Genomic DNA, 21,446 nt, shown 5'->3' with positions numbered 1-21,446 from the left:
GCCGCGGGGAACGCATATCGACTTGCGTAGGACCGCTCAGACGCCGGTGGTCTGGCTGAGGAACAGATGTCCCATCGCCGTCGGCTGAACGCCGATCACGCCTTTGCGGATCGCCGTCAGGTAGTCGTAGAAGTAGCTGAAGATGACCGGCGTTTCGTCCAGCAGCAGGCGCTGGATCTTGCCGGCTTCCTGACGCTGCGATTCCAGATCGAGGGCCGCAATGTAGCTGGAAACCAGCTGGTCATATTGCGTGTTCTTGAAATGCGCCGAGTTCCAGGTGCCGTCGCTGCGCAAGGGCGCCGAGAGATAGACGTTCGGCACGCCGCGATGGCCATAGTCGGTGATGCCCATGGTGGAATCGAGCCAGTCCGACTTGCCATAGACCGCATCGCCGTAATAGGCGCCCTGGTCCTCGATCTTGAGCGTGATCTTGCCCTTGATCTCCTTCACGGCGCTCTGGATCAGCTGCGCATATTCCGGGATCTCGAGATATTTCTCGGTCGTGAGCGTGACCTCGAAACCCTTCTTCATGCCGGCCGCTTCCATCAACTGCTTGGCCTCGGCGATGTTCTTCTCGCGCTGCTGCACCGATTTGTCGGTCGAGGGATAGGCGCCGGCGAAGGGGCTGTCATTGCCGATCTGCGCGCGGCCCTGCATCAGGCCCTTGATCAGCTTGGGCCGGTCGAGGCAGAGCGCGATCGCCTGGCGCACGCGCTTGTCTTTGAACGGATCCATGTCGGTGCGCATATGCACCTGCTGATGCGCGATCGAGGGCAGGCTCATGATCTCGATCTTCGGATCCTTCATGATCGGCACGGCCGCCAGCACGGGCGTCTGCTGCACGACATGGACCTGACCGCCCTGGAGCGCCAGGATCTGCGGCTGGATGTCGGTGTAGAAGGTGAATTCGAGCCGGTCCGGCAGCGCCTTGGCACCCCAGTAATCGTCGTTGCGCACGAAGGACGCGCCGACCTTGGGGGTGTATTTGTCGAGCTTGAAGGGGCCCGTGCCGTTGAAATGCGTCTCGAAGTCGCCCTTGTAGTCCGCCGGGATGATGATGGCGTTGTAATTGTCCGACGAGACCAGATAGGGGAAGTTGCCGTTGGCGGCGTCGAGATGGAACTCGACGGTGTAGGAGTCGATCTTCTTGGTGCCGCCCTTCGACAGATAGCCGGTGAAGGCCGAGAGCGCGTTGGACGAGTTGGCCGGATCGGCAAGCCGGTCCATGGTCGCGACCACGTCGTTCGCCGTCATCGGCGAGCCGTCATGGAACTTCACGCCCTGGCGCAGCTTGAAGGTCCAGACCGTGCCGTCCTTGTTCGGCTTCCAGCTGTTGGCCAGGACCGGACGCAAGGTCAGATCGGCGCCATCGACGCAGAGATATTCGCCCACCTGGCTCAGCATGCAGAGGCCGCCATTGTCGGCGACGCTGACGGGCTCGATCGCGGCGGCCGGAACCGTCATCGCGATCTTGACCGTGCCGCCGCTCGAGGCCGCGCGCGCGAAATTGGGCCAGCCGCCCACGCCCGCCGCCGCCGCGATACTGCCGAGGAGCGGCACCGACATGCCGAGCACCGCGCCATGGCGCAGGAACTCGCGCCGGTTGACCCGGCCATCCAGCAATCCATCGATCAGATGATTTTCATGTTCGGTGCGATTGCGCCGAAAAAGATCGAGCAGACGATAGTCTTTGGCCATTTTGAAGTCTCCCAGTCTGTGTTTGTTTTCAACACGTTAACATAGAGCGATCCGGCCGCGGAAGGTCGGTTGAGCCGCTTCATCCGCGCTTCGGTCGATGGCAATGCTCCCGAGATCCCTCCTCTATCCTAGCGCGAGGCGCGGCGGTCCTGCCCACAAGAAATAACATTGCCATCCGGAAACCAATCCAGGCCGGGCAGCGCGCATGCCCCACCCGGCCCGTTTGAAGGCCGTCTCGGGACAAGATACCTGTCCGTCAAATCAGCTTGCCCTGCCGTGATGGGGCTGCCCAAGCGCCCGAGAGTCCCGGCTGCCCCTCTTTCCGGCCGATGCTCAGCCGGTGCGCCCATAGAAGCCGCGGCGCTCTTCCGCGCTGAAACTGACGCCCGGCCGGTCATAGTAGGAGAAGATCGCGATCAGGCGCGCCCTGTCGCCGACCGGCGGGGTGATCCGGTGCAGCGTGTTCCGGCCTTTGAAGACGTTCAATGTTCCCGGCGTCACGCCGCGCGTGCGAACGGCGGGGTCTTCGCCACGCAGGACGCGTGCGATGCCGTCGAGATTGCGGTCGGTTTCCGATCGCAGATCGCTGCGATACTGGAACTCGCCGCCCGATTCCGGGGCCTGGATCAGAAGTGTGGTGGTGAAGTGCGAGCGGTCGAAATGCCAGTTCAGCGTTTCACCGGCGCGATAGGCGATGACGTTGAGGCGGGCCAGCGGATCGTCCATCACATGCAGCGCCGGCAGCTCCAGCGCGAGGCTGAGAAAATCGGCGAGCGGCTTCCACTCATAGATCCGGCGCAGGGCCGAAGCGCCGAGCTGGTCGTCACAGAGGGTATGGTGGGTCGTGTCCACTTGCCGCAACGCCGGATGATCGGGCGGAACGCCCGGGACGTCCTTCTGGAAATAGACATTGTGGCTGCGTTTGTGGGTGTAGGACTCGCGGTCCATCTGCGGCCGCACCGCCGCCGCGCAGGCTTCGATCACCTCGCGGCGCACGAAGTCCTCAAGGTCGAACATGCCATGCGCGTCGAGGTCCGCCTGGCAACGGGCAATGAGCGCTTTGGCCTCGGGCGAGTCCAGGCGGTCGATCGGATATCGCTGCAGGTCGAGGAGGTCTCTCATCGGGATCTCGGGGTGGCGGGGATCATCGAGGCGGCAAGGCGGGAGCCCAGATATTTGTAGAAATCCAGCACCGGCCCTTCGAGGTCGGCGGGCGCCAGCGGCCCCGCCGCGTGATGGCGGGAATTCAAGCCGCGCATCAAACGAAGCAGGACAGCCTTGTCTTCCGCCATCGTGCGCTGGAACAGATCGATGGCCCAATCGACCTTGTCCTGCGGCCAGTCGGGGCCGAAGAAGATGAGGCCCATCTTCACGCGCACGCGGTCGGTCGCGTCCGGCTGAATGCAGAGGAAAGAGCTGTAATCGCCGGCGCAGCCGACGACGAGGCCCGGCGGCACCGCGAACATGACGCAATTGTCGACCTGGACATCGGTCAGGTCGGGATGCCCCTTCTGCGATCGCGGCAGCGTCGGCGAGAAGCCGGCGTTATAGCCGAAATAGGCATCGCCCGGCGTGAAGTGCCGGCAGAGGCGCGTCGGGTTGACCGGATGCAGCGTCTCGGGATGGAGCGGCGTGAGGTGATAGCCCTCCATGAAATTCTCGACGAGGCATTTCCAGTTGGTGTCCCAGACCTCGTCGGCCAGATAACGGAGCGCCATCTGCTCGAGATGGTAAGGCTGGACCAGGGCTTCGAGCCCGGCCAGCCGCGGCGCCAGGGGACGCGGATCGGCGGCGCAGGACACGAAGACGAATCCCTGCCAGAGCGCGCAGTGGAATTCCGGCAGCCGGCAATTGCGGCGGTCGAAATCGGCGCGCTCCCCGATCCCCGGCGCGCCGGCGAGGCGTCCTTGCGTGTCGTAGGACCAATGGTGATAGGGGCAGACCAGGCGCCTCTGGTTGCCGCGCCCGGTGGCGATGATCGCGCCGCGGTGGCGGCAGACATTGGAGAAGGCGCGGATTGTCCCGTCATCGCCATGGATGGCGACCACCGGCTCGCTGCCGATCTGGAATGTCACGAAGTCGCCGGCGCGCGCGAACTCCTCGGCGCGGCCGATGCAGACCCACTCCTGCAGGAACAGCCGTTCCTTCTCGAGAGTCAGCACGCGCGGGTCGGTGTAGAAGGCCCGCGGCATCGACCAGGCCCGCTCATAAGGCTGGGTCCGGGAGCGATCGAGAGCCTCGCCGAGCTCCCGGATGACGTTGTCTTCCATCTCTTTTGTCCGCCGCCCTGTGGAAGGCCAGGGGAAACTATACCTACAGAAAAACTCGCTTCATATTGCAGAAATAATAGTATTCCATTAGAATTTCTATAGGACCGCTGGAGCCCCTTTCATCCCATGAGCCGCCGCCTGCCGCCCCTCAATGCCGTGAAGGCGTTCGAAGCGAGTGCCCGCCATGGCGGCTTCAGCCTGGCGGCCCGCGAGCTTGGCGTCACGCCCGGCGCGATCAGCCAGCAGGTCAAGATCCTCGAGGAGTTCTTCTCGAAGCTGCTGTTCGTTCGCCGCAACAACCAGCTCCAGCTGACCGATGCCGGGCTGGCGCTCTATGCGGACAGCGCCGAGGTGATCGACCGCCTGTCGGCCATGACGCAGCGGATGCTGGAAGGAAACCTGCCCTCCCGCTTCGTGATCAGCACCCTGCCCTCGGTCGCGGTGCGCTGGCTCAATCGCCGGCTGGAGGGATTTCTGGCGATGGAGCCCGACATCCGCTGCGAGATCCGGGTCGAGGAGGACCCGGTCGATTTCACCCGGCATCATATCGATCTGCGGATCTGCTACGGCCAGCATCTCTATCCGGAGCTGGTCACGATCCCGCTGCTGCGCGACGAGGTGCTGCCGCTCTGCACGCCGGAGCTCCTGGCGCGCGGTCATTTCCAGGCGGGCATACCCGGCTCGATTCCGGACCAGGATCTGATCCATGTCGATTGGGGCGCCAGCTTCGCCTCCTACCCGACTTGGGCCGAATGGTTTCACGCGAACGGTACCGAACGTACGCCGCAGCTGGGTCTCGGCCATATGGTGGGAATGTCGAGCCTGGCCATCGACCTAGCCTTGTCCGGATTCGGCGTGGCCCTGGGTCAAAGGCTCTTGGCGCGCGACGAGCTCGCGGAAGGCCGCCTGCTGGCGCCGTTCCCGCAAAAGCTCCCCCTGGGTTACGCCTACTGCGCGGTTCATCCTCATTCGCGCAGCCATAATCGGACGGTCGCGTCTCTCATCGAATGGGTCAGGCGCGATCTCTAAGCCCCATGACAGGGCCCGCCACTGGATTAGAGTAGGCGCGACATCATCCCCAGGAGCAGACCTGTGAAGATTACGAGAGTGACGCTCTTCGCCCAGAGCCAGCCCTTTCGCGACGGCACCTACACCTGCTCGGGCGGGCGCTCGGCCGAGGGATTCGAATCCAGCATCGCCAAGATCGAGACCGATGCGGGCCTGACCGGCTGGGGCGAGATGGCGCCGCTCGGCTCCTTCTACGACCCCTCCTTCCTGGGCGGAGCGCGGGCCGGCATGAAGGAGCTGGCGCCGGCCCTGATCGGCCTCGATCCAGCCCAGGTGAACGCCGTCAATGAGCGCATGGATCTGCTGCTGAACGGGCATCCTTATGTGAAGGCCGCGCTCGACATGGCCTGCTGGGATTTGAAGGCGCAGCAGGCCGGCATTCCGGTGGCGGAAGCGCTGGGCGGACGGTTCGGCGAGCGCATGGCGCTCTATCGCTCGGTGCCGCAGGCAGCGCCCGAGGCCATGGCGGCGCGCGCGAAAAAATACATCGCCGAGGGCTATCGCCGGATCCAGGTGAAGGTCGGACTCGAGGTCAAGGACGACATCGCACGGATGGAAGCGGTGCTGGACGCCGTGCCCGCCGGTACCGTCATCTTCGCCGATGCCAACGCCGCCTGGCGCCAGCAGCAGGCGATCGAGTTCCTGCGCGCCACCCGCGATCTCGATTACACGCTGGAGCAGCCTTGCGCCTCCTACGAGGCCAATCTCGCGGTGCGCCGTCATTGCGACCGGCCGCTGGTGCTGGACGAGACCATCGACGGCCTGAATGTCTTCATGCGCGCCTGGAGCGACCGGCTGATCGACGGCATCACCATCAAGGTCGCGCGCGTCGGCGGCGTGACCAAGGCGAAGCTCATCCGCGACACGGCCGCAACGCTGGGCATCGGCGTCACGATCGAGGATACCGGCGGCGCCGAGCTCAACACCGCGGCCACGGCGCATCTCATGATGTCGACGCCCGAGGGCATCCGCCAGCACACCTGCGATTTCTATAACTGGGTCACGACCCGCCACACCCGGCCCGGTTTCGCCGACAAGGTGTTTGACACACGCGACGGCTCAATGGCGGCGCCACGCGGGAAGGGCCTCGGGATCGAGGTGGACGAGCCGGCGCTGGGCCAGCCCTTTGCGGTCGTGGGCTAGCTTGCCCGCGGACTCGCTCTCCCTCGCGCAAGCCAGGGCGCTCCTCGCCGACCGGCGGCCGATCGACGAGGCGGCGATCCGGCGCGACCGGCTGGCACGGCTGCGGCGCAAACTCCGCGAGCATGACGTGGCCGCGGCCCTCATCTTCGATCCGATCAATCTGCGCTACGCCACCGGCAGCCGGAACATGCAGGTCTGGACCATGCATAATTTCGTCCGCTACGCCTTCGTCGCAGCGGACGGGCCTTGCGTGCTGTTCGACCTGGCAACCAGCAAGCATCTGGCAGCCGGCCTCGAGACCATCGACGAGATCAGGCCCGCCTGGTCGGCCGACTATGTCATCGTGGCCGATCGCGCCGACGAGATCGCCCAGAAATGGGCCGGCGAAATCGACGAATTGATGCGGGCCCATGGCGGTGGCAACCGGCGCCTCGCCGTCGACCGCTTCGACGTGCCGACGGCGCTGGCACTCCAGGCGCAAGGCCTGACCTTGGTCGACGGCAAGATCATGCTGGAGCGTGCCCGGGCGCAAAAATCGCTCGAGGAGATTCGCGCGCTCAAGCGTTCCTTCGAGGCCTGCGACGCCGCGGTCGCCGAAATGCGGGACGCCATAAAACCCGGAACGACAGAGCAGGCGGCCTTCGGCCTGCTGCTCAAGGCGAGCCTTGCGCGTGGCGGCGAATATCCCGAGACGCGGCTTCTGACCGCGGGCCCCCGCACCAATCCCTGGTTCCAGGAAGCCTCGGATCGGCCGATGCAGAAGGGCGAGATGCTCTCCTTCGACACCGACCTGATCGGGCCGATGGGTTTCTATACCGACATCTCCCGCGCCTGGACCGTCGATGGCGGCAGGCCCAGCGACGCGCAGCGCCGGCTCTATGCAACATCGCGCACCCAGCTCGATCACAATATCGCGCTGCTCAAACCCGGCATCCGCTTCCTCGAATTCTCAGCCAAGGCCTATGCGCTCCCCGACATCTATATCCCCAACCGCTATGCCGACGTCGCCCATGGTTGCGGGCTCAATGTCGAGTATCCGCTGATCTGGTATCCCGAAGACGAGGAATGGGGCGCCTATGACGGCATGTTCGAGGAGAACATGGTCGTCTGCTGCGAAAGCTATGTCGGCGCCGTGGGCGGCCCCGAGGGCGTGAAGCTGGAGCAGCCGGTCTGGATCACCGCCGAGGGGCCGCTGCTGCTGTCCGACACTCCGCTGGAAGACGATTACGACTGAGACGGCTCTTCTCTCTTTCTATCGAAGCAATTCCGTGGCCCACCGAATCTGACGGGATTTTCAGACTCTGACGCAATCGACGTCGTGATGAGATAGCCGTGGTTTTGTTCCTGTCGCGCGGGCGGCGTCCTAGGCCGCGGCGATGGAAACGGGTTTCGCTGGCGCGCAAAACCAAGGAGCCCTCCTATGGCCAAGATGACCAATGCCGATCTCCTCGCCGCGACACTGATCGATGCCGGCGTCAGCCGCATCTGGGGCGTCACCGGCGACAGCCTGAACGGGCTCAATGACAGTTTGCGCCGGCTCGGCAAGATCGAGTGGATGCATGTGCGCCACGAAGAAGTGGCGGCCTTTGCCGCCGGGGCCGAGGCCGCGATCACCGGCCGCCTCGCGGTCTGCGCCGGCAGCTGCGGCCCGGGCAATCTCCACCTGATCAACGGCCTGTTCGACTGCCACCGCAATCATGTGCCGGTGCTGGCGATCGCGGCCCATATCCCCTCCTCCGAGATCGGCCTGAATTATTTCCAGGAGACCCATCCGCAGGAGCTGTTCCGCGAATGCAGCCATTATGTCGAGCTGGTCTCGAGCCCGGATCAGATGCCCCGCGTGCTGCAGACCGCGATGCGCGTCGCGATCCAGAAGAAAGGCGTGGCGGTCATCGTGCTGCCCGGCGATATCGCGCTGAAGCCGGCACCTTCGGGCGCCGAGACGAGCTGGACCGATGCCGCGATGCCCGTGGTGTTGCCAAGCGAGGCCGAGCTCGACCGTCTCGCGGCCTTGTTGAACGGCTCGGAGGCGGTGACGCTGCTCTGCGGCAGCGGCTGCGCCGGCGCCCATGAGGAGCTGGTGGCACTCGCCGACGCGCTGCAATCGCCCGTGGTCCATGCCATGCGCGGCAAGGAGCATGTCGAATGGGACAACCCGTTCGATGTCGGCATGACCGGGCTGATCGGCTTCAGCTCCGGCTATTACGCGATGCTCTCCTGCAACACGCTCCTGATGCTCGGCACCGATTTCCCCTATCGGAACTTCTATCCGACCGAGGCCAAGATCGCGCAGATCGACATCCGGCCCGAGGCGCTGGGCCGGCGCACGCCGCTCGATCTCGCCCTCGTGGGTGACCTGCGCACCACGATCAAGGCCCTGTTGCCCCGCCTCAAGCGCGGCAAGGACAGTGCGTTCCTGGCGGCCGCCCGGAAACATTACGCGGCGGCACGCACCGGGCTCGACGAGCTGTCGCGCCCGAAGGCCAGCGACAAGCGGATCCATCCCCAGCATCTGACGCGCCTGGTGAGCGAGCTCGCCGCGGAGGATGCCATCTTCACGGTCGATGTCGGCACCCCCACGGTCTGGGCCGCGCGCTATCTCAAGATGAACGGCAAGCGCCGTCTGTTGGGCTCGTTCAATCATGGCTCGATGGCGAACGCGCTGCCCCAGGCGATCGGGGCCCAGGCGGCCTCACCCGGCCGGCAGGTGATCTCGCTCTCGGGCGATGGCGGCTTCACCATGTTGATGGGTGATTTCATCACGCTGTCGCAGATCGGGCTGCCGGTGAAGGTCATCGTCTATGACAACGGGTCGCTGGGATTCGTCGCCATGGAGATGAAGGCCGGCGGCTTCCTCGACACCGGCACCGATCTCAAGAACCCGAACTTCGCCGCCATGGCCGAGGCCATGGGCATCCTGGGAATCCGCGTCGAGAGCCCGGATCAGATCGAGGGCGCCCTGCGCAAGGCCTTTGCCCATGACGGGCCGGCGCTGGTCGATGTGACGACCGCGAAGCATGAGCTCGCCATGCCGCCCAAGATCCAGTTGGAGCAGGCCAAGGGCTTCAGCCTCTTCATGCTCAAGGCCATCATCAACGGCCGGGGCGACGAGGTTGTCGAGCTGGCGCAGACCAACCTGCGGCGCTGACGGCGGCGGTCAGGCCGGCAGCTTCTTCATGTCGGCGCCCAGGCGTACCGAGAGCTGATGGGCGATGGTCTGGATGCTCTTGGCCGCGAGATCGGTGGTGCGGTCGTCCACCCGCGTCGCCAGCAGGCTGACGGCGACGCCCGCCACCACCTGATTCGAGGAATCGCGGACAGCCGTGCCAAAGCAATACATGCCCTCGCGCGTCTGGCCATCATCGATCGAGAAACCGCGGCGCCGGCAGTCCGTGAGCTCGGCCATCAGACTCTCGATGCTCTTGACGCTGCGCGAGGTCAAAGGCTGGGGCCAATGGCCGGCCAGGAGCTTGCGCACCTGGGCGTCCGACATGGCGCTGAGGATCGCCTTGCCCGTCGCGGTGAACGGCGCGGGCAGCCGCATTCCGATCCGGAAGGTGATGCCGAGCGACGACGAGCTGTTGCGGCAGGCGATATAGACCACTTCCGAGCCGTCCAGCACGGAGAGCGTGATGGTCTCGTCGGAGAGGACGGTGAGGCTGTCCCAGAGCGAGGAGAACTCGGCGGTCAGGTCGGTCTGGGCCAGGAATGCATTGGCCCAGCGCATGACATGCGGGCCGATCAGGAAGGAATTGCCGTTGCGCTTGGAGAGCAGCCCCAGATCGACCAGGGTGCCGCAGAGCCCGTGAACCGTGCTCTTGGGCAGGCTCAATTTCCGCGCCAGATCCGAGACGGTCAGAGGCTGGTCCGACGCGACGACGGCATCGAGCACCCGGCTGCCGCGAATGAGGGCGGGAACGCCCTTTTCGCCGACGCCGATGGGCAGTTTGGTGAGCTGCTTCTTCGATCCGAATTCCGGCAAGATATACCCACGCACCTTGAAGATTCCCCCTGGATCGCCTCCTTCCGCCAACGCGGCGGCAGGAAGCGCCCCTCTCAAGCAATCCGGCCCTGCCCGCTCATCCCCATTCCCGTCGCCGCATGATGTCGAGCCTCCTCAGTTGAGACTGCCGATCCGAAGGCCCTTACGGGATCCGGACGGCACCGTCACTCGTACCAACCCTCAGACGCCTTCCGCAGCGATTCGAACTGCGGAATGTCGTGACCGAACCAGACCTCGGCATGATTGGCATCCGCCATCGATCGGATCCGCTGGATCGTGCGGGCGGCGCCGATGGAATCGTAGCTGATGCCCGCGGGCTTCATCGGCGGCCCGTAATTCTCCGAGGTGTAGCAGGCATCCGACGCCAGGATCACGTTTGGATGATCGCGCAGAGAGACCATCATCCCCAGCATGCCGAAGGAATGGCCGGCGCCGAGATTGAGCAGCTTCACGCCATCAACGAGGTTGCGGTCGGGCTCCGCGCGGCCGACCTCGCGCCAATTGAGATCGAGCCGGATCCAGGTCTCGATGTCCTTGAGCGCATAAGGCGTGCTGTGGTCGCGCTTCGCATAATGCGTCGCCGCCGCCGCGAACTCGTCCTCATGAACGATGATGTTCGATTTGCGGAAGAACTCGATGCAGCCGGCATGGTCGCAATGGAGATGCGACAGCACCACATGCCGGATCTGGTTCGCCCCGATGCCCATCGCCTCCAGCCGGTGCGGCAGATAGCAATCGTCCGGCCCGATCACCGGAAAGACGTCCTGGAGGTTCTGCGGCCAGCGGCCGTTGGAACCCGCCCAGTCGGGATGGCAGCCGGTGTCGAACAGGACGTTGCCGTCGGGATGCTCGATGTAATAGGCCGAGACCGGGATATCGATCAGCTTGCCCGGCGGATTGGGGTTCTTGGCCATCGCCACGGTCGAGTTCGCGACCATGAAGTTCTTGTCGAGACGCAGCTTGCCCAGATCGAGCACATGCATCTTGAGCGACTTGGAGCCAACGAAGGGGCTCCGCGAGGATTTCGGCTTGGGCACCGCCACCAGGCTGGCGCTGGGTGCCGACGGCGCCGGCTCCCAGCGGGTCTCGGCCTGCGGCGCCGCCGAGGCCGGCCTGACCTCGATCTTCGACCCCGAGGGCGGCCGCGCGCCATGCGCCCCGTCGCCGAACTCCAGGATCTTCATCCGCTCGGAACGATCCTTGGCGACGCTCTTGCTGCTGTCGTCCTTGCCGAATTCCACGATCTTCATGTCATCGCATCCTGTCTTCGGGTTCCCCGCCTGCACTCCCAACAGCGATCGTCAGTCGCCAGTCCGTTCGCGGATGATCCTCAAGGCTTCCTTGAGATAGGTCCGGAACAGCGGATAGTTCTCGCTCATCGGGAAATGGCCGATATCGGTCATCTCGATATAGACGCCGTTCTTGATCTGACGGGCCGTGTTCTCGGTCGCGTCGGGCGGCGTCAGATAATCGTAGGTGCCGGTCATCATGACGACGGGGCAGCGCTTGCCGTCGATGTCCGCGAGCTGCTTCCGCAGGTCGTGATCGACCGAATAGAAGTAGAGGTCGCCTTTGAAGGCCTCGGAGCCTTGCGTGTAATAATGCCAAGTGAGCCAGCGGTCCATCTCGGGCGACTGCGGCGCCATCAGATCCCACACGCCGCTGGCGCAGACCTGCGCCGCATTGGCGTGGGGATGGCGCCACCAATCGAGGAAGAAGCCCGGCGCATAGTCGGCGGCCTCGACCGGGATCACCGCCTTGAAGCGGTCGGGACGGCGCAGCGCCAGCTGCAGCGCGACATTGCCGCCGAAGGAGGAGCCCATGAAGATCGGGTTCTTGAGCTCGAGCGCGTCGCAGAACTTCACGATGAAGTTCACATAATGGTCGGCCGTGAGCTTGTATTCCGACTTCCACCATTCGCTGTTGAGCGGGGGGTCGGACTTGCCGTGACGGGCGAGATCGTAGGCGATCACGTTGTAGTTCTTGGTGATCTCCTCATCCTCGAGCAGCCCGCGCCATTGATGGTTATGGCAGCCGGCGGTGTGCTGGCAGACCAGCGGCTGGCCCTGGCCGTTATGGAGATAGAAGACCTTGTATTCCAGGCCGTCGACTTCGATCGTGACGTAGCGGCCGGTGACTGGCGAGTGTTTTGCCATGTGGGCGATCCTCGAGCGTTAGGTTTGGCGTGTTCGTTCGGTTCCCGGGGTCGCGTCCTAGACCGGGACGCCGCTTTTCCGCAGCAATTCGAACTGCACGGTGAAATTCCGCAGATTCTGCATCAGCACCAGCAGATTGCCTTCGAGCTTGAGATCCTCGCGGAAGCTCGCCGACCAGATGCCGTGGAACATCGGCTTGGGCATCGGCTGGCCGAACTCCCGCCAGGTCTGGGCGCTGGCGCGCAGCGCGAAGTCATAGGCATCGAGCGGCTGCGGGTTGGTGTTGATGTTCTTCACCTTGCCATCATGCATCTCGATGATGACCTTGCGGTCGGTCATGTCGTACATGAAGGTGCAGGTGTAGTATTTTCCCATTGCCGCAATGGTCTGATCATTGTCGGTCAGACTCTTGAACTTGCTCGCCCAGCCTTTGACATCGATAGCCATGGTTGCCTCTTCTTCCTCTTGCCCCGGGGGAGTTCCCCAATCAGGGCGAAACGCCTGCGTTGAGCCGGTTAATCTTCAAGATGCGATCGCGGCCCGCGCCATCAAGTGCGGCGAACCGATCTGAACTTTCCTTCAAGGTGGTGTTGTGAGTTCCCAGCCTTCCAAAGACGAGACCCGCGCGGCCTATCGTCACTTCCTCGCGATCCCGACGCGATGGATGGACAACGACGTCTATGGCCATGTGAACAATGTCGTCTATTACAGCTATTTCGACACGGTCGTGAACAAATGGCTGATCGACAGCGGACTGCTCGATTTCTTGCGCAGCGAGACCATCGGCCTGGTGGTCGAGACCTCCTGCAGCTATTTCCGCCCGATCGCCTTTCCGGATGCGATCGCGGCGGGCCTGCGGGTGGCGCATCTGGGGCGCAGCAGCGTGCACTACGAGGTCGGCCTGTTCCGCAATGACGAGTCCACCGTGGCCGCCGCCGGCCATTTCATCCATGTCTATGTCGACCGCGCCAGCAACCGCCCCGTCGCGATCGCCGAGGCGATGCGAGACGCGCTGCAGGCGCTGATGGTGAAATGATCCGATCGCGGCCATGAGTTTCACCAGGCCTGCTGATAGATGGCGAGCGCGTCCGCTTCGGTAAGCGGTCGCGGATTATTGATCAGAAGACGCGTCTGCTTCATCGCATCCCGGGCCAGCATGGGGACGGCGTCCTTGGGGATGCCGACATCGCGCAGGCGCTGCTCGAGGCCGCAGCGCGCCGACAGCCCGGCGAGCTTCTCGGCGAAGGCCGAGGCCCGCCCCTGCGTGCCGACCTCCGCCAACTCCGGGAACGCATAAGGCGCGATCTCGGCATAGGCCGCACTCGCCGTCTCGGCATTGAAGCGCAGCACATGGGGCAGCATCAGGGCGTTGGAGAGCCCGTGCGGCACATGGAAATGGCCGCCGATCGGATAGGCCAGCGCATGAACCGCCGCCACCGGCGAATTGGCGAAGGCCTGGCCCGCCAGCATGGCGCCCAGCAGCATATCGCCGCGCGCCGCGCGATCCTGGCCGTTGCGGACCGCCCGCTCCAGGGCCGCTCCCATCAGCCGCAGGGCTTCGCGTGCCAGGGCGCGCGAGACCGGATTGTTGCTGGGGCTGGCCGAGGCGAAAGCCTCGATCGCATGGACCATGGCGTCGATGCCGGTCGCCGCGGTCACATGCGGCGGCAGGCCCAGCGTCAACTCCGGGTCGAGCAGCGCGATATCGGGAATGATGACCGGCGAGACCACGCCCTTCTTCTCGCTGGCGCCGGTGGTGACGATCGAGATCGGCGTGACCTCGGAGCCGGTGCCGGCGGTGGTGGGCGCGAGCAGCAGCGGCAGGCGCGGTCCCTTGGCGTTGCCGATGCCATAGATGTCGGCGAGCTTCTCCCGCCCCGGCGCCAGCAGGGCGGCGAGCTTGGCGCTGTCCATGGAGGAGCCGCCGCCCAATCCGATCACCGCGTCCGCCTCGAAATCCTGCGCGGCCGCCACGCAAGCCATGATCACCGCCTCGGGCGGATCGGCCTCGACCTTGGAATAGACCGACACCGCCACGCCCGCGGCCTCCAGCGACTTCAGGGCCGGATCGATCAGCCCGACCTTGATGAGGCCGGGATCGGTGACCAGCAGCACGCGCTTGCCGAGCTGGGTCGCCGCGATCTCGCCGATGCGGGCGATGGCGCCGTCGCCGAAGACGATCCGGGGCGCGGTATTGAAATTGAACGCCGTCATGGTCTGCCTCCTTTATCCGCCCTGCCCCGCGCGCTCATCCGAAGATCCAATGCGCGAGCGTGAGCACCGCCAAGCCGATCACGAGCCCCCAGAACCAGTTGCGCCAATCCGACGCCAGCGCCTGCCGCGACAAGGCTGGCGGATTGTAATTGATATGGGTGTCGACGCTGCCGATAGGGGCAGTGGACATGCCCATTTTGTAAGCCAGGAACCAGATCACCAGCACGCCCAGCGCCCACCACAGGATCTGCCAGGCCCAGATCGAGGGCAGGCCCAGCACCCAGCCAGCAACCCCGCCATTCGGCGCGCCGAAGAAGTCATTGCCCCAGACAGCCCCCGGCCCGACCGCGAAGAAGATCCAGGCGAGCGCGATCGCCCAGGCCGCCGGCCGCAGCAGGCGCCGCTCGGGCGAGAGCCCCGCCTTCTCGGCGAGGTAATCGTGATATTTGCCGCGATGCGCTCGCTCGGGGCCGCCTTGGGTCATGGCCGAGACGATGAGGCAGACCAGCAGGTTGAAGAACATGCCCCAGCCCGCGGAATGGATCGTCCAGGGCCAGCGGCCCCAGGGCAGATGGAGTCCGACGAAGGCGCTGAGCGACTGGCCGAAGGGCTCGGTGAAGACGACGGCGACCAGGCCGAACACCAGCCCCAGCACCACGCCCTGGCGCGTCAGCCAGGGGAACCAGCAGACGGCGGCGAGCGCCGGCCAGAGCTGGAAGCCGAAGGAGAGCGCCAGCGCGCCGAGCTCGCTTTCGGTCGCCGGCAGATAGGAGGCGGTCAGGAGCGCCGCCAGCAGCACCAGCCCGATGCTGATCCGGCCATAGAGCTTGAGCTCGCGGTCGCCGGCCTCCGGGTTGAGATAGCGCTTATAGACATCGCGCGCGAGGATCGTGCCGGCGGTCGAGGCATAGAAGGCGATCATCGCCTGGATGGCGGCGAGCGCTGAGACCGCGAGCAATCCTGTGAACCAGGGATCGCTCTTGCCGATCGCGCGGATGAAGAAGGCAACGAGATTGCCCGGATCCTGGCTCGCGATCGGCGGCAGCCAGTCGGCAGTGGCGAGGCCGGCTGCGGTCACGGCAGGCGAGGCGCCAAGGAACAAGGCCCCCATGCCGATCAGCACCGAGAAGAAGACGAGGATGAGCCCGATCACCGCGGCCGAGGCCCAGACTTGCTGCGCGGCAAAGCCCTTGGCGCTGCGGGTGGCGAAGGCCCAGAGGGTGAAGGCGGGTGCCGCCTGGATCCCCATCAGCGCGAAGCTGTAGCTGAGGATCATGGAAGCGGTCCAGGTGCCGCCGATCGGCGCCTCGATGCCGAGCCCGCGCGTGAACTGGATCACGCCCGGGATCTCGAAATAGCTGTTATAGCCGGCAGCCGTGTTGCCGAAGGGCGCGACCGCGGTGGCGCCCAGCTTGGCGAGAGCATTGTTGAAGGACGCGAACCCGCCCAGCTTGCCATAGGCGACCAGCCCGATCGCGGCGAGGCCGGCGGCCATCAACAGCCCCTGCAAGGTCCCGACATAGGCGACCGCGCGCAAGCCGCCGACGCAGACATAGAGGAACAGCACCGCCGTCAGAACCCACATCGCCACATGGCGATCGACCTCGCCCTCCGACAGGATCTGGAGCAGATAGCCCGAGGCGGTCAGCTGCATGGCGAGAAACGGGATCGAGAAGACCAGGGCGATCAGCACGACCAGCCGGCGCATGCCCTCGCTGCCGAAATAATCGGCGAACATGTCGCCAGGGGTGACATAGCCGAAGCGCTTGCCCAGGAGCCATTGGCGCTTGAGGAACATCACGCCGGTCAGGGGGATGGTGACGGCGCAGAGCGACAGCTGCGCGAACTGGAATCCGTCCTGGAAGATGAAGCTCGGATGGCCGAGGAAGACCCAACCCGAGAAGGAGGTCGCGGTCGCCGCCAGCACGAAGATCCAGGGCGAGATGCCGCGGTCGGCGAGGAAATAATCGTTGGCCGTCGTGCCGATCAGGCGCGCGCTGGCCGCACCCCAATAGACGCAATAGACCCAATAGGCCCCGACGAAGGCGAGCAGCCACACGACTCCTTCAGACAAGGGAATCGCCCTCCCTGTCTGTCGCGCCCGGCCCCCAAGGGGCGGCGCGTCCGGCCGGAATCCTGGATGCCCGCAATGACATCAATGGCGACCCATCTGGTGGAACATCGAGAAGGAGCCCTTCAATCCGTATTTCGTTACGAGATAGGCGATGAAGGCGATGATGATGGCGGCAAAGCCCGAGAGACCGATCACGATGTCGGTGGTGCCGAAGGTCGGATCGAAGATCCAGCTCGCGACGAACCCCAGGACCGCGATGCCGAAGGCGATGAAGCCCAGCGCCACCTCGCCGGCCGTGAAGCCGCCGCCATAGAAGCGGTTGATGATCACCTGCGAGACGAAGCCCACGAGAATGAGCGCGAAACCGACGAGGCCGACGACGACCGCGCCGCTGCCGATGCCCGACTGGATCAGGCCCAGCCCGAACGCGCCGAACAGGCCCCAATTCGCGATGACCGCGAGCCGTCTCTCTGTCTGCCTGATGGTGATCATGATCGACCTCGTGGGCGTGAAACCGGCGGAAGGCGTCGACGGCTATCGGCGGAAGCCGATCTCCTCGCCTTCGCGACCGCCTCAGCCCTTGTCACTCGGCTTCGGATCCTTCGGCGCCGGCGCCTTCAGCAGATTGCCGAGATTGCCGACCGATCCGGCCGAGATCCCGATCTGCTGCAGCAGGTCGTCGACGAAGGGCGCCTGCGCGCGGTAGCGCAGCGCGGCATTGACCGCGCTGTCGGCAAGGCTGCGGCCCTTGGGTCCGCCGCCATCGCCGCCGCCCGAGCCCTGATCGCCACCGCCGCCGCCGGCACCGTCGAGTGCGCCGGTGCTGCTGAGGCCCGGCAGGCCGTCGACCTGGAGGATGCGGATCGATTCGATGCGCTCGATCGGCTTGACGCTCTCGCGGATGATCTCCGGCAGATTCTCGACCAGACGCCGGTGAAGCGCGCTGCGCCGGCTGGCGTCGGAGCGCAGGTTTTCCGCCTCGTTGAGGGCGCGCTGGCCCTCGGCATCGACCTCGTAGCGATATTTGGCCGCATCGGCCGAGGCGTTGTCGGCCGATGCGCGCTCCACGGCGGCCTTCTTCTCGGCCTCGGCCATGGTGACGATCTTGATCGCCTCGCGTTCGGCTTCCTGCTCGGCCCCGATGAGCTCGATCAGCTTGCGGCGATCCGCAATCTGCTTTTCGCGCATCGTGGTCACGTTTTCCTGCGCTTCGACCATCAGCGAGCGAGCCTGCTCAGCCGCGGCCTGCGCCTCGGACTGGGACTTGGACTTGGTGGCGACGGCGATGACGCGGTCCTGCTCCTCGATCTCGAGAACACGGCGGCGCTGCACCTCGAGCCGCTCGGTCTCGCGCTCGCGCTCGATGCGCTCGGCTTCGAGCGTGCGTTCCTGGCGGATGCGGGAGAGCTCGATTTCCTCGGAGGCGCGGATCTGTGCCTCCTCGATCTCGCGGTCGCGCGCGGTCTTCTCGATCGCGATCTCGGCGCGCTGCTGGGCCCGCCGCATGGCAATCTCGCGCTCCTGCTCCATACGCGAATATTCGCTCTCCTTGTCGATATCCAGCGCGAGCTTCTCCGATTCCAGATTCTTGTTGCGGACCGCGATCGCCGTGTCCTGCTCGATGTCGTTGCGCTTCTTCTTGCGGGTCTGGATCTCCTCGGTCAGGCGGGTCAAGCCCTCGGCGTCGAACTGGTTCGAGGGATTGAAGAGCTTGATGTCGGTCTGGTCGAGGCTGGTGAGGGACGCGGTCTCGAGCTCGAGCCCGTTCTGGGTCAGGGAGCCCGCCACCTGGTCACGCACGCCCTTGATGTATTTGCCGCGATGCTCATGCATCTCCTCCATGGTCATGGTGGCGGCGACCATGCCCATCGCGTCGACGAAGCGGCCCTGGACCAGGTCCTTGAGGCTCTCGGGGTTCATGGTGCGCCGGCCCAGCGTGCGGGCCGCGGTCGCGACCGCCTCGGGCTGCGGGATGACGCGGACGAAGAACTCGACCGTGACCTCGACGCGCATGCGGTCCTTGGTGATGAGCGACTGCTCCTTGGCGCGGCGCACCTCGAGGCGCAGCGTGTTCATGCTGACCTCGGTCACGTCATGGACGATCGGCAGCACCAGGGCGCCGCCGCCCATCACCACCTTCTCGCCGCCGAAGCCGGTGCGGACGAAGGAGATGTCCTTGGTCGATCGCCGGTAGAGCCAGTGCAGCAGATAGACGGCAACCGCAATGACGATCGTCGCCAAGATGATGATGGCAATGATGTTTGCGCCGTTCATGTCTCATCCCTCCATAGCATTATCGAGACGGGCGCCCGCATCGGGCATCGTCTCGTACCGGAGCAGGCGCATCGGACCCAGGACCTGGCCGCCGCCGGTTTGTTGTTTCGCATCTCAAGACAAATGGGGAGCGAACCTCATTCATCGGGTCGAAGCCGATTCCTTCATCGCCGCAAAGAGAATGATCAGGCCGAACAGGATCTGATTCACGAAGTCGGCGAGGTTGTAGACGATGCTCAAGGTGCCTTCGTCGACGCCACCGGCGAAGCTGGCGATGAAATAGCAGAGCGGATAGATCGCCCAGCCGACGGTCACGACCAGACGCAACCAGAAGAAGCCGGTCTGCACCGTCTCGGTGGCGCTCTTGGCATTGATCTCGCCGAGCTTGCCGAAATAGACCTCGCCCAGGATGTAGAGCCAGCCGACGATGCCGATGAGGAAGCCCAGGGTCGGGTGCATGAAATCGACCTCGCCCATATAGCGGGCGAGGATCATGACGACCGAGACGACCAAGAGACGCCAGAACAGGCCGACCGGCGGCCGGGCGACGGCGCCGATGTAGAAATAGAGCGTCAGCACCTGGATCGGAACGGTGATGAGCCAGTCGATATAGCGGTAGATGACCGGCATCTGGCCGGCCGCCAGCCACACCTCGCGCGCCTGCCAGTAATAGGCGGTGGCGAGGAGGGCGACGACGCCGGCGAGCGCCACCGGAAGCTTCCATTTCTTCGAAACCCATCCGGTCCCGAGAAACAGCAACACCGCCGTCGCGAACATGCCGGCCAGGGTCAGGGAAAATGTCCCGCCGGTGATGTCGGTCGACTGGAGCAGTTTAAGTTCCATCAGACGCCTCCCAAGGCAACGCGCTTCTTGCCGTTGAATTGATCACGCTAGACCTGCGTCCGGATATGCGGCGAGCGCGCATAGAGCGCGACCATCGGCAGGATCAGCAGGCCGAAAATGAATTGCTGCCATTGATAATCGAGGCCGATGCCGACCAGGAACGAGGTCAGCACCTGCAGCACCAGGACGCCGATCACGGTGAAGCCATAGCCGCCGGCCCCGCCCAGCAGCGAGGTGCCGCCGATGACGACCGCGGCGAGCGTCATGAACAGATAAGGCTGACCGACGCCGATGAAGCCGCCGCCGCTCCAGCCCAGCAGCAGGCAGCCGGTCAAAGCCGAGACCGCGCCGCTGACGGCATAGGCGCCGACCCAATAGCGCCGCTCCGAGATCGAGAGTCGCGAGGCCGAGGTGCGGTTGCCGCCCAGCGCATAGAGATAGCGGCCGTAGACCGTGTTCTTCATGCCGACGATCAGCAGCACAGCCACCACCAGCCAGATCAGGATCACCGGCGGGAAATCGAGCCCGAAGGTCTGGCCGTTCATGGCGGCGAGATTGGTCAGCCATCCCGGCACCGCGCCGAACACGTTGCCGGCGAAGCGCGAGCCGAGGCTGGTGATGATCTGGGTGATGCCGGAGATCGCGAAGCCGACACCCAGAGTCAGAATCAGGGCCTGGCCCTGGAGCCGGAAACTCAGGAATCCGTTGAGGAGTCCGATCGCGATGCCGATCACGATGATGATGATGACCGCGAGCCAGGGTGGAACGCCGAGCCCGATCAGATAGAGCAGCGCGACATTGGCCGAGCCGATGATGAAGGGGATCGAGAGATCGAGGCCGCCCAGGAGCGCCACCATGGTCTGGCCGACGCAGGCCAAGCCCAGGAAAGAGGCAAAGAGCAGCATCGATTTGATGTTGGCCGGGTATATGAAGCCCTCGACCTTGAGCGATCCGACGACGAACAGCCCCACCAGCACGGTCAAGCCGATGAAGGCGCTGCGGTTCTCCACCACGAACTTGCTCATGAAGGCGGAGAAGATGAGCAGCCCGATCAGGACCAGCAGCGAGATGATGTTGAGGACCGAGAAGAAGCCCGCGATCGTGATCGAGCAGATGCCGAACACGAGCAGAAGAAGGATCAGCCCGGCGATGATGGGCCGGTTCTTCCGGATGAAGGCGCGCCGCGCGGCTTTGGCCGAGGATTGGGCCGGGTTGCCGTCGGCATCGACCCCTTCGACGACCACCGCGGCCTTGCCGCCATCGCCCCAGCGTGAGGTGAAGGCACGCCAGGCCCAGGCCACGAGTGCAAAAGTCGCGGCGGTATAGAGGATCACCTGCTGCGCCGGCAGGCCCTGATAGAAGCCGAAGATGAGGCCGATGCCGGCGACGATGAAGGCGGCGGCGAGGCCGGTCCATTTCAGCGCTGTCTGGGTCGATGATGTCATCGCTCGCTCTCCCGACCGCTCAGGGCGCGCTCTGGATCGTGGAAATGCCAAGCCCGCTCACCGTCTCGGGATTGGCGACCACATAGACGCCCAGCAGAATGAAGGCGGCGACCACGACATAAACCAGCGGCGACAGGCTCCGCGCGGTCTTGGCCTGCGCCACCATGGTCCGCAGGATGATCAGCACCGACAGGAGCAGGAGCCCCGCGACCGCCAGGGGGCCTGCCAGATTGGCGCCGCCCGCGATCGCCGCCGCCT

19 protein-coding genes are annotated in these 21,446 nt (G+C 64.9%); 5 read left to right on the top strand and 14 right to left on the bottom strand.

Annotation, left to right across the window (positions count from 1 at the left end; translation table 11 throughout):
• Window positions 1-36 precede the first annotated feature (36 nt).
• The 3 genes from ACREE8_RS18015 to ACREE8_RS18005 all read right to left on the bottom strand — a co-directional run bounded on the left by ACREE8_RS18015 (window position 37) and on the right by ACREE8_RS18005 (window position 3,968).
• Window positions 37-1,698: an ABC transporter substrate-binding protein gene (locus ACREE8_RS18015; RefSeq protein ID WP_431574386.1), complete on the bottom strand. Its 1,662-nt coding sequence runs from the start codon at window positions 1,696-1,698 to the stop codon at window positions 37-39.
• A 333-nt stretch (window positions 1,699-2,031) separates the two neighbouring features.
• The gene (locus tag ACREE8_RS18010) at window positions 2,032-2,820 is read right to left on the bottom strand and encodes a HalD/BesD family halogenase (protein WP_431574385.1); all 789 of its coding nucleotides are present in this window, start codon (window positions 2,818-2,820) and stop codon (window positions 2,032-2,034) included.
• A complete protein-coding gene (locus ACREE8_RS18005) occupies window positions 2,817-3,968 on the bottom strand; it encodes an aromatic ring-hydroxylating oxygenase subunit alpha (protein WP_431574384.1) in 1,152 nt (383 codons plus the stop codon). Before ACREE8_RS18005 ends, ACREE8_RS18010 begins: the two co-directional genes overlap by 4 nt.
• A 126-nt stretch (window positions 3,969-4,094) precedes the next feature.
• Here ACREE8_RS18005 and ACREE8_RS18000 point away from each other — a divergent pair, with 126 nt between their 5' ends.
• The 4 genes from ACREE8_RS18000 (at window position 4,095) to poxB (ending at window position 9,327) form a co-directional block, all read left to right on the top strand.
• Window positions 4,095-4,997: a LysR substrate-binding domain-containing protein gene (locus ACREE8_RS18000; protein WP_431574383.1), complete on the top strand. Its 903-nt coding sequence runs from the start codon at window positions 4,095-4,097 to the stop codon at window positions 4,995-4,997.
• 63 nt (window positions 4,998-5,060) lie between these two features.
• Window positions 5,061-6,179, top strand: a complete 1,119-nt coding sequence (locus ACREE8_RS17995; RefSeq protein WP_431574382.1) for a mandelate racemase/muconate lactonizing enzyme family protein — start codon at window positions 5,061-5,063, stop codon at window positions 6,177-6,179.
• A gap of 1 nt (window position 6,180) precedes the next feature.
• Window positions 6,181-7,413: a M24 family metallopeptidase gene (locus ACREE8_RS17990; RefSeq protein ID WP_431574381.1), complete on the top strand. Its 1,233-nt coding sequence runs from the start codon at window positions 6,181-6,183 to the stop codon at window positions 7,411-7,413.
• A gap of 186 nt (window positions 7,414-7,599) precedes the next feature.
• Window positions 7,600-9,327, top strand: a complete 1,728-nt coding sequence (gene poxB, locus ACREE8_RS17985) for a ubiquinone-dependent pyruvate dehydrogenase (RefSeq protein ID WP_431574380.1) — start codon at window positions 7,600-7,602, stop codon at window positions 9,325-9,327.
• A 9-nt stretch (window positions 9,328-9,336) separates the two neighbouring features.
• Here the strand turns inward: poxB and ACREE8_RS17980 are convergent, their stop codons facing one another.
• From ACREE8_RS17980 to ACREE8_RS17965, 4 genes are all read right to left on the bottom strand, one after another.
• Window positions 9,337-10,176 carry an IclR family transcriptional regulator gene (locus ACREE8_RS17980; RefSeq protein WP_431574379.1) on the bottom strand — a complete coding sequence of 280 codons (840 nt, stop codon included), beginning with the start codon at window positions 10,174-10,176 and terminating at the stop codon, window positions 9,337-9,339.
• 170 nt (window positions 10,177-10,346) lie between these two features.
• Window positions 10,347-11,432 (bottom strand): N-acyl homoserine lactonase family protein, encoded by a 1,086-nt coding sequence (locus ACREE8_RS17975; protein ID WP_431574378.1) that lies wholly within the window; start codon window positions 11,430-11,432, stop codon window positions 10,347-10,349.
• A 51-nt stretch (window positions 11,433-11,483) separates the two neighbouring features.
• Window positions 11,484-12,338, bottom strand: a complete 855-nt coding sequence (locus ACREE8_RS17970; RefSeq protein ID WP_151175752.1) for an alpha/beta fold hydrolase — start codon at window positions 12,336-12,338, stop codon at window positions 11,484-11,486.
• Between the two features lie 57 nt (window positions 12,339-12,395).
• Window positions 12,396-12,785, bottom strand: a complete 390-nt coding sequence (locus tag ACREE8_RS17965; RefSeq protein WP_151175751.1) for a hypothetical protein — start codon at window positions 12,783-12,785, stop codon at window positions 12,396-12,398.
• A 145-nt stretch (window positions 12,786-12,930) separates the two neighbouring features.
• On the opposite strand from ACREE8_RS17965, the gene ACREE8_RS17960 reads away from it, so the two are divergent.
• A complete protein-coding gene (locus ACREE8_RS17960; RefSeq protein WP_431574377.1) occupies window positions 12,931-13,374 on the top strand; it encodes an acyl-CoA thioesterase in 444 nt (147 codons plus the stop codon).
• 20 nt (window positions 13,375-13,394) lie between these two features.
• On the opposite strand, the gene ACREE8_RS17955 is transcribed toward ACREE8_RS17960, so the two are convergent.
• From ACREE8_RS17955 to ACREE8_RS17925, 7 genes are all read right to left on the bottom strand, one after another.
• Window positions 13,395-14,552, bottom strand: a complete 1,158-nt coding sequence (locus ACREE8_RS17955) for an iron-containing alcohol dehydrogenase (protein ID WP_431574376.1) — start codon at window positions 14,550-14,552, stop codon at window positions 13,395-13,397.
• 34 nt (window positions 14,553-14,586) lie between these two features.
• The gene (locus ACREE8_RS17950) at window positions 14,587-16,626 is read right to left on the bottom strand and encodes a sodium:solute symporter family protein (RefSeq protein ID WP_431574375.1); all 2,040 of its coding nucleotides are present in this window, start codon (window positions 16,624-16,626) and stop codon (window positions 14,587-14,589) included.
• An 81-nt stretch (window positions 16,627-16,707) separates the two neighbouring features.
• Window positions 16,708-17,118, bottom strand: coding sequence for a hypothetical protein (locus tag ACREE8_RS17945; RefSeq protein WP_151175748.1), 411 nt, complete (start codon window positions 17,116-17,118; stop codon window positions 16,708-16,710).
• A gap of 81 nt (window positions 17,119-17,199) precedes the next feature.
• Window positions 17,200-18,900 (bottom strand): flotillin family protein, encoded by a 1,701-nt coding sequence (locus tag ACREE8_RS17940; RefSeq protein WP_431574374.1) that lies wholly within the window; start codon window positions 18,898-18,900, stop codon window positions 17,200-17,202.
• 141 nt (window positions 18,901-19,041) lie between these two features.
• The gene (locus ACREE8_RS17935; RefSeq protein WP_431574373.1) at window positions 19,042-19,743 is read right to left on the bottom strand and encodes a bacteriorhodopsin; all 702 of its coding nucleotides are present in this window, start codon (window positions 19,741-19,743) and stop codon (window positions 19,042-19,044) included.
• Between the two features lie 47 nt (window positions 19,744-19,790).
• Window positions 19,791-21,188 carry an ABC transporter permease gene (locus ACREE8_RS17930; protein WP_431574372.1) on the bottom strand — a complete coding sequence of 466 codons (1,398 nt, stop codon included), beginning with the start codon at window positions 21,186-21,188 and terminating at the stop codon, window positions 19,791-19,793.
• Window positions 21,189-21,207: 19 nt separating this feature from the next.
• Window positions 21,208-21,446 (bottom strand): hypothetical protein (locus tag ACREE8_RS17925; protein WP_431574371.1); only part of this gene is annotated, 239 nt, incomplete at its 5' end.

Origin of the sequence: Hypericibacter sp., assembly GCF_050729195.1 — a bacterium.
In the GTDB taxonomy this organism is placed as follows: Bacteria; Pseudomonadota; Alphaproteobacteria; order Dongiales; family Dongiaceae; genus Hypericibacter.
The sequence above is the reverse complement of the archived record's forward strand: the minus strand, read 5'-3'. Positions and strand labels throughout refer to the sequence as shown.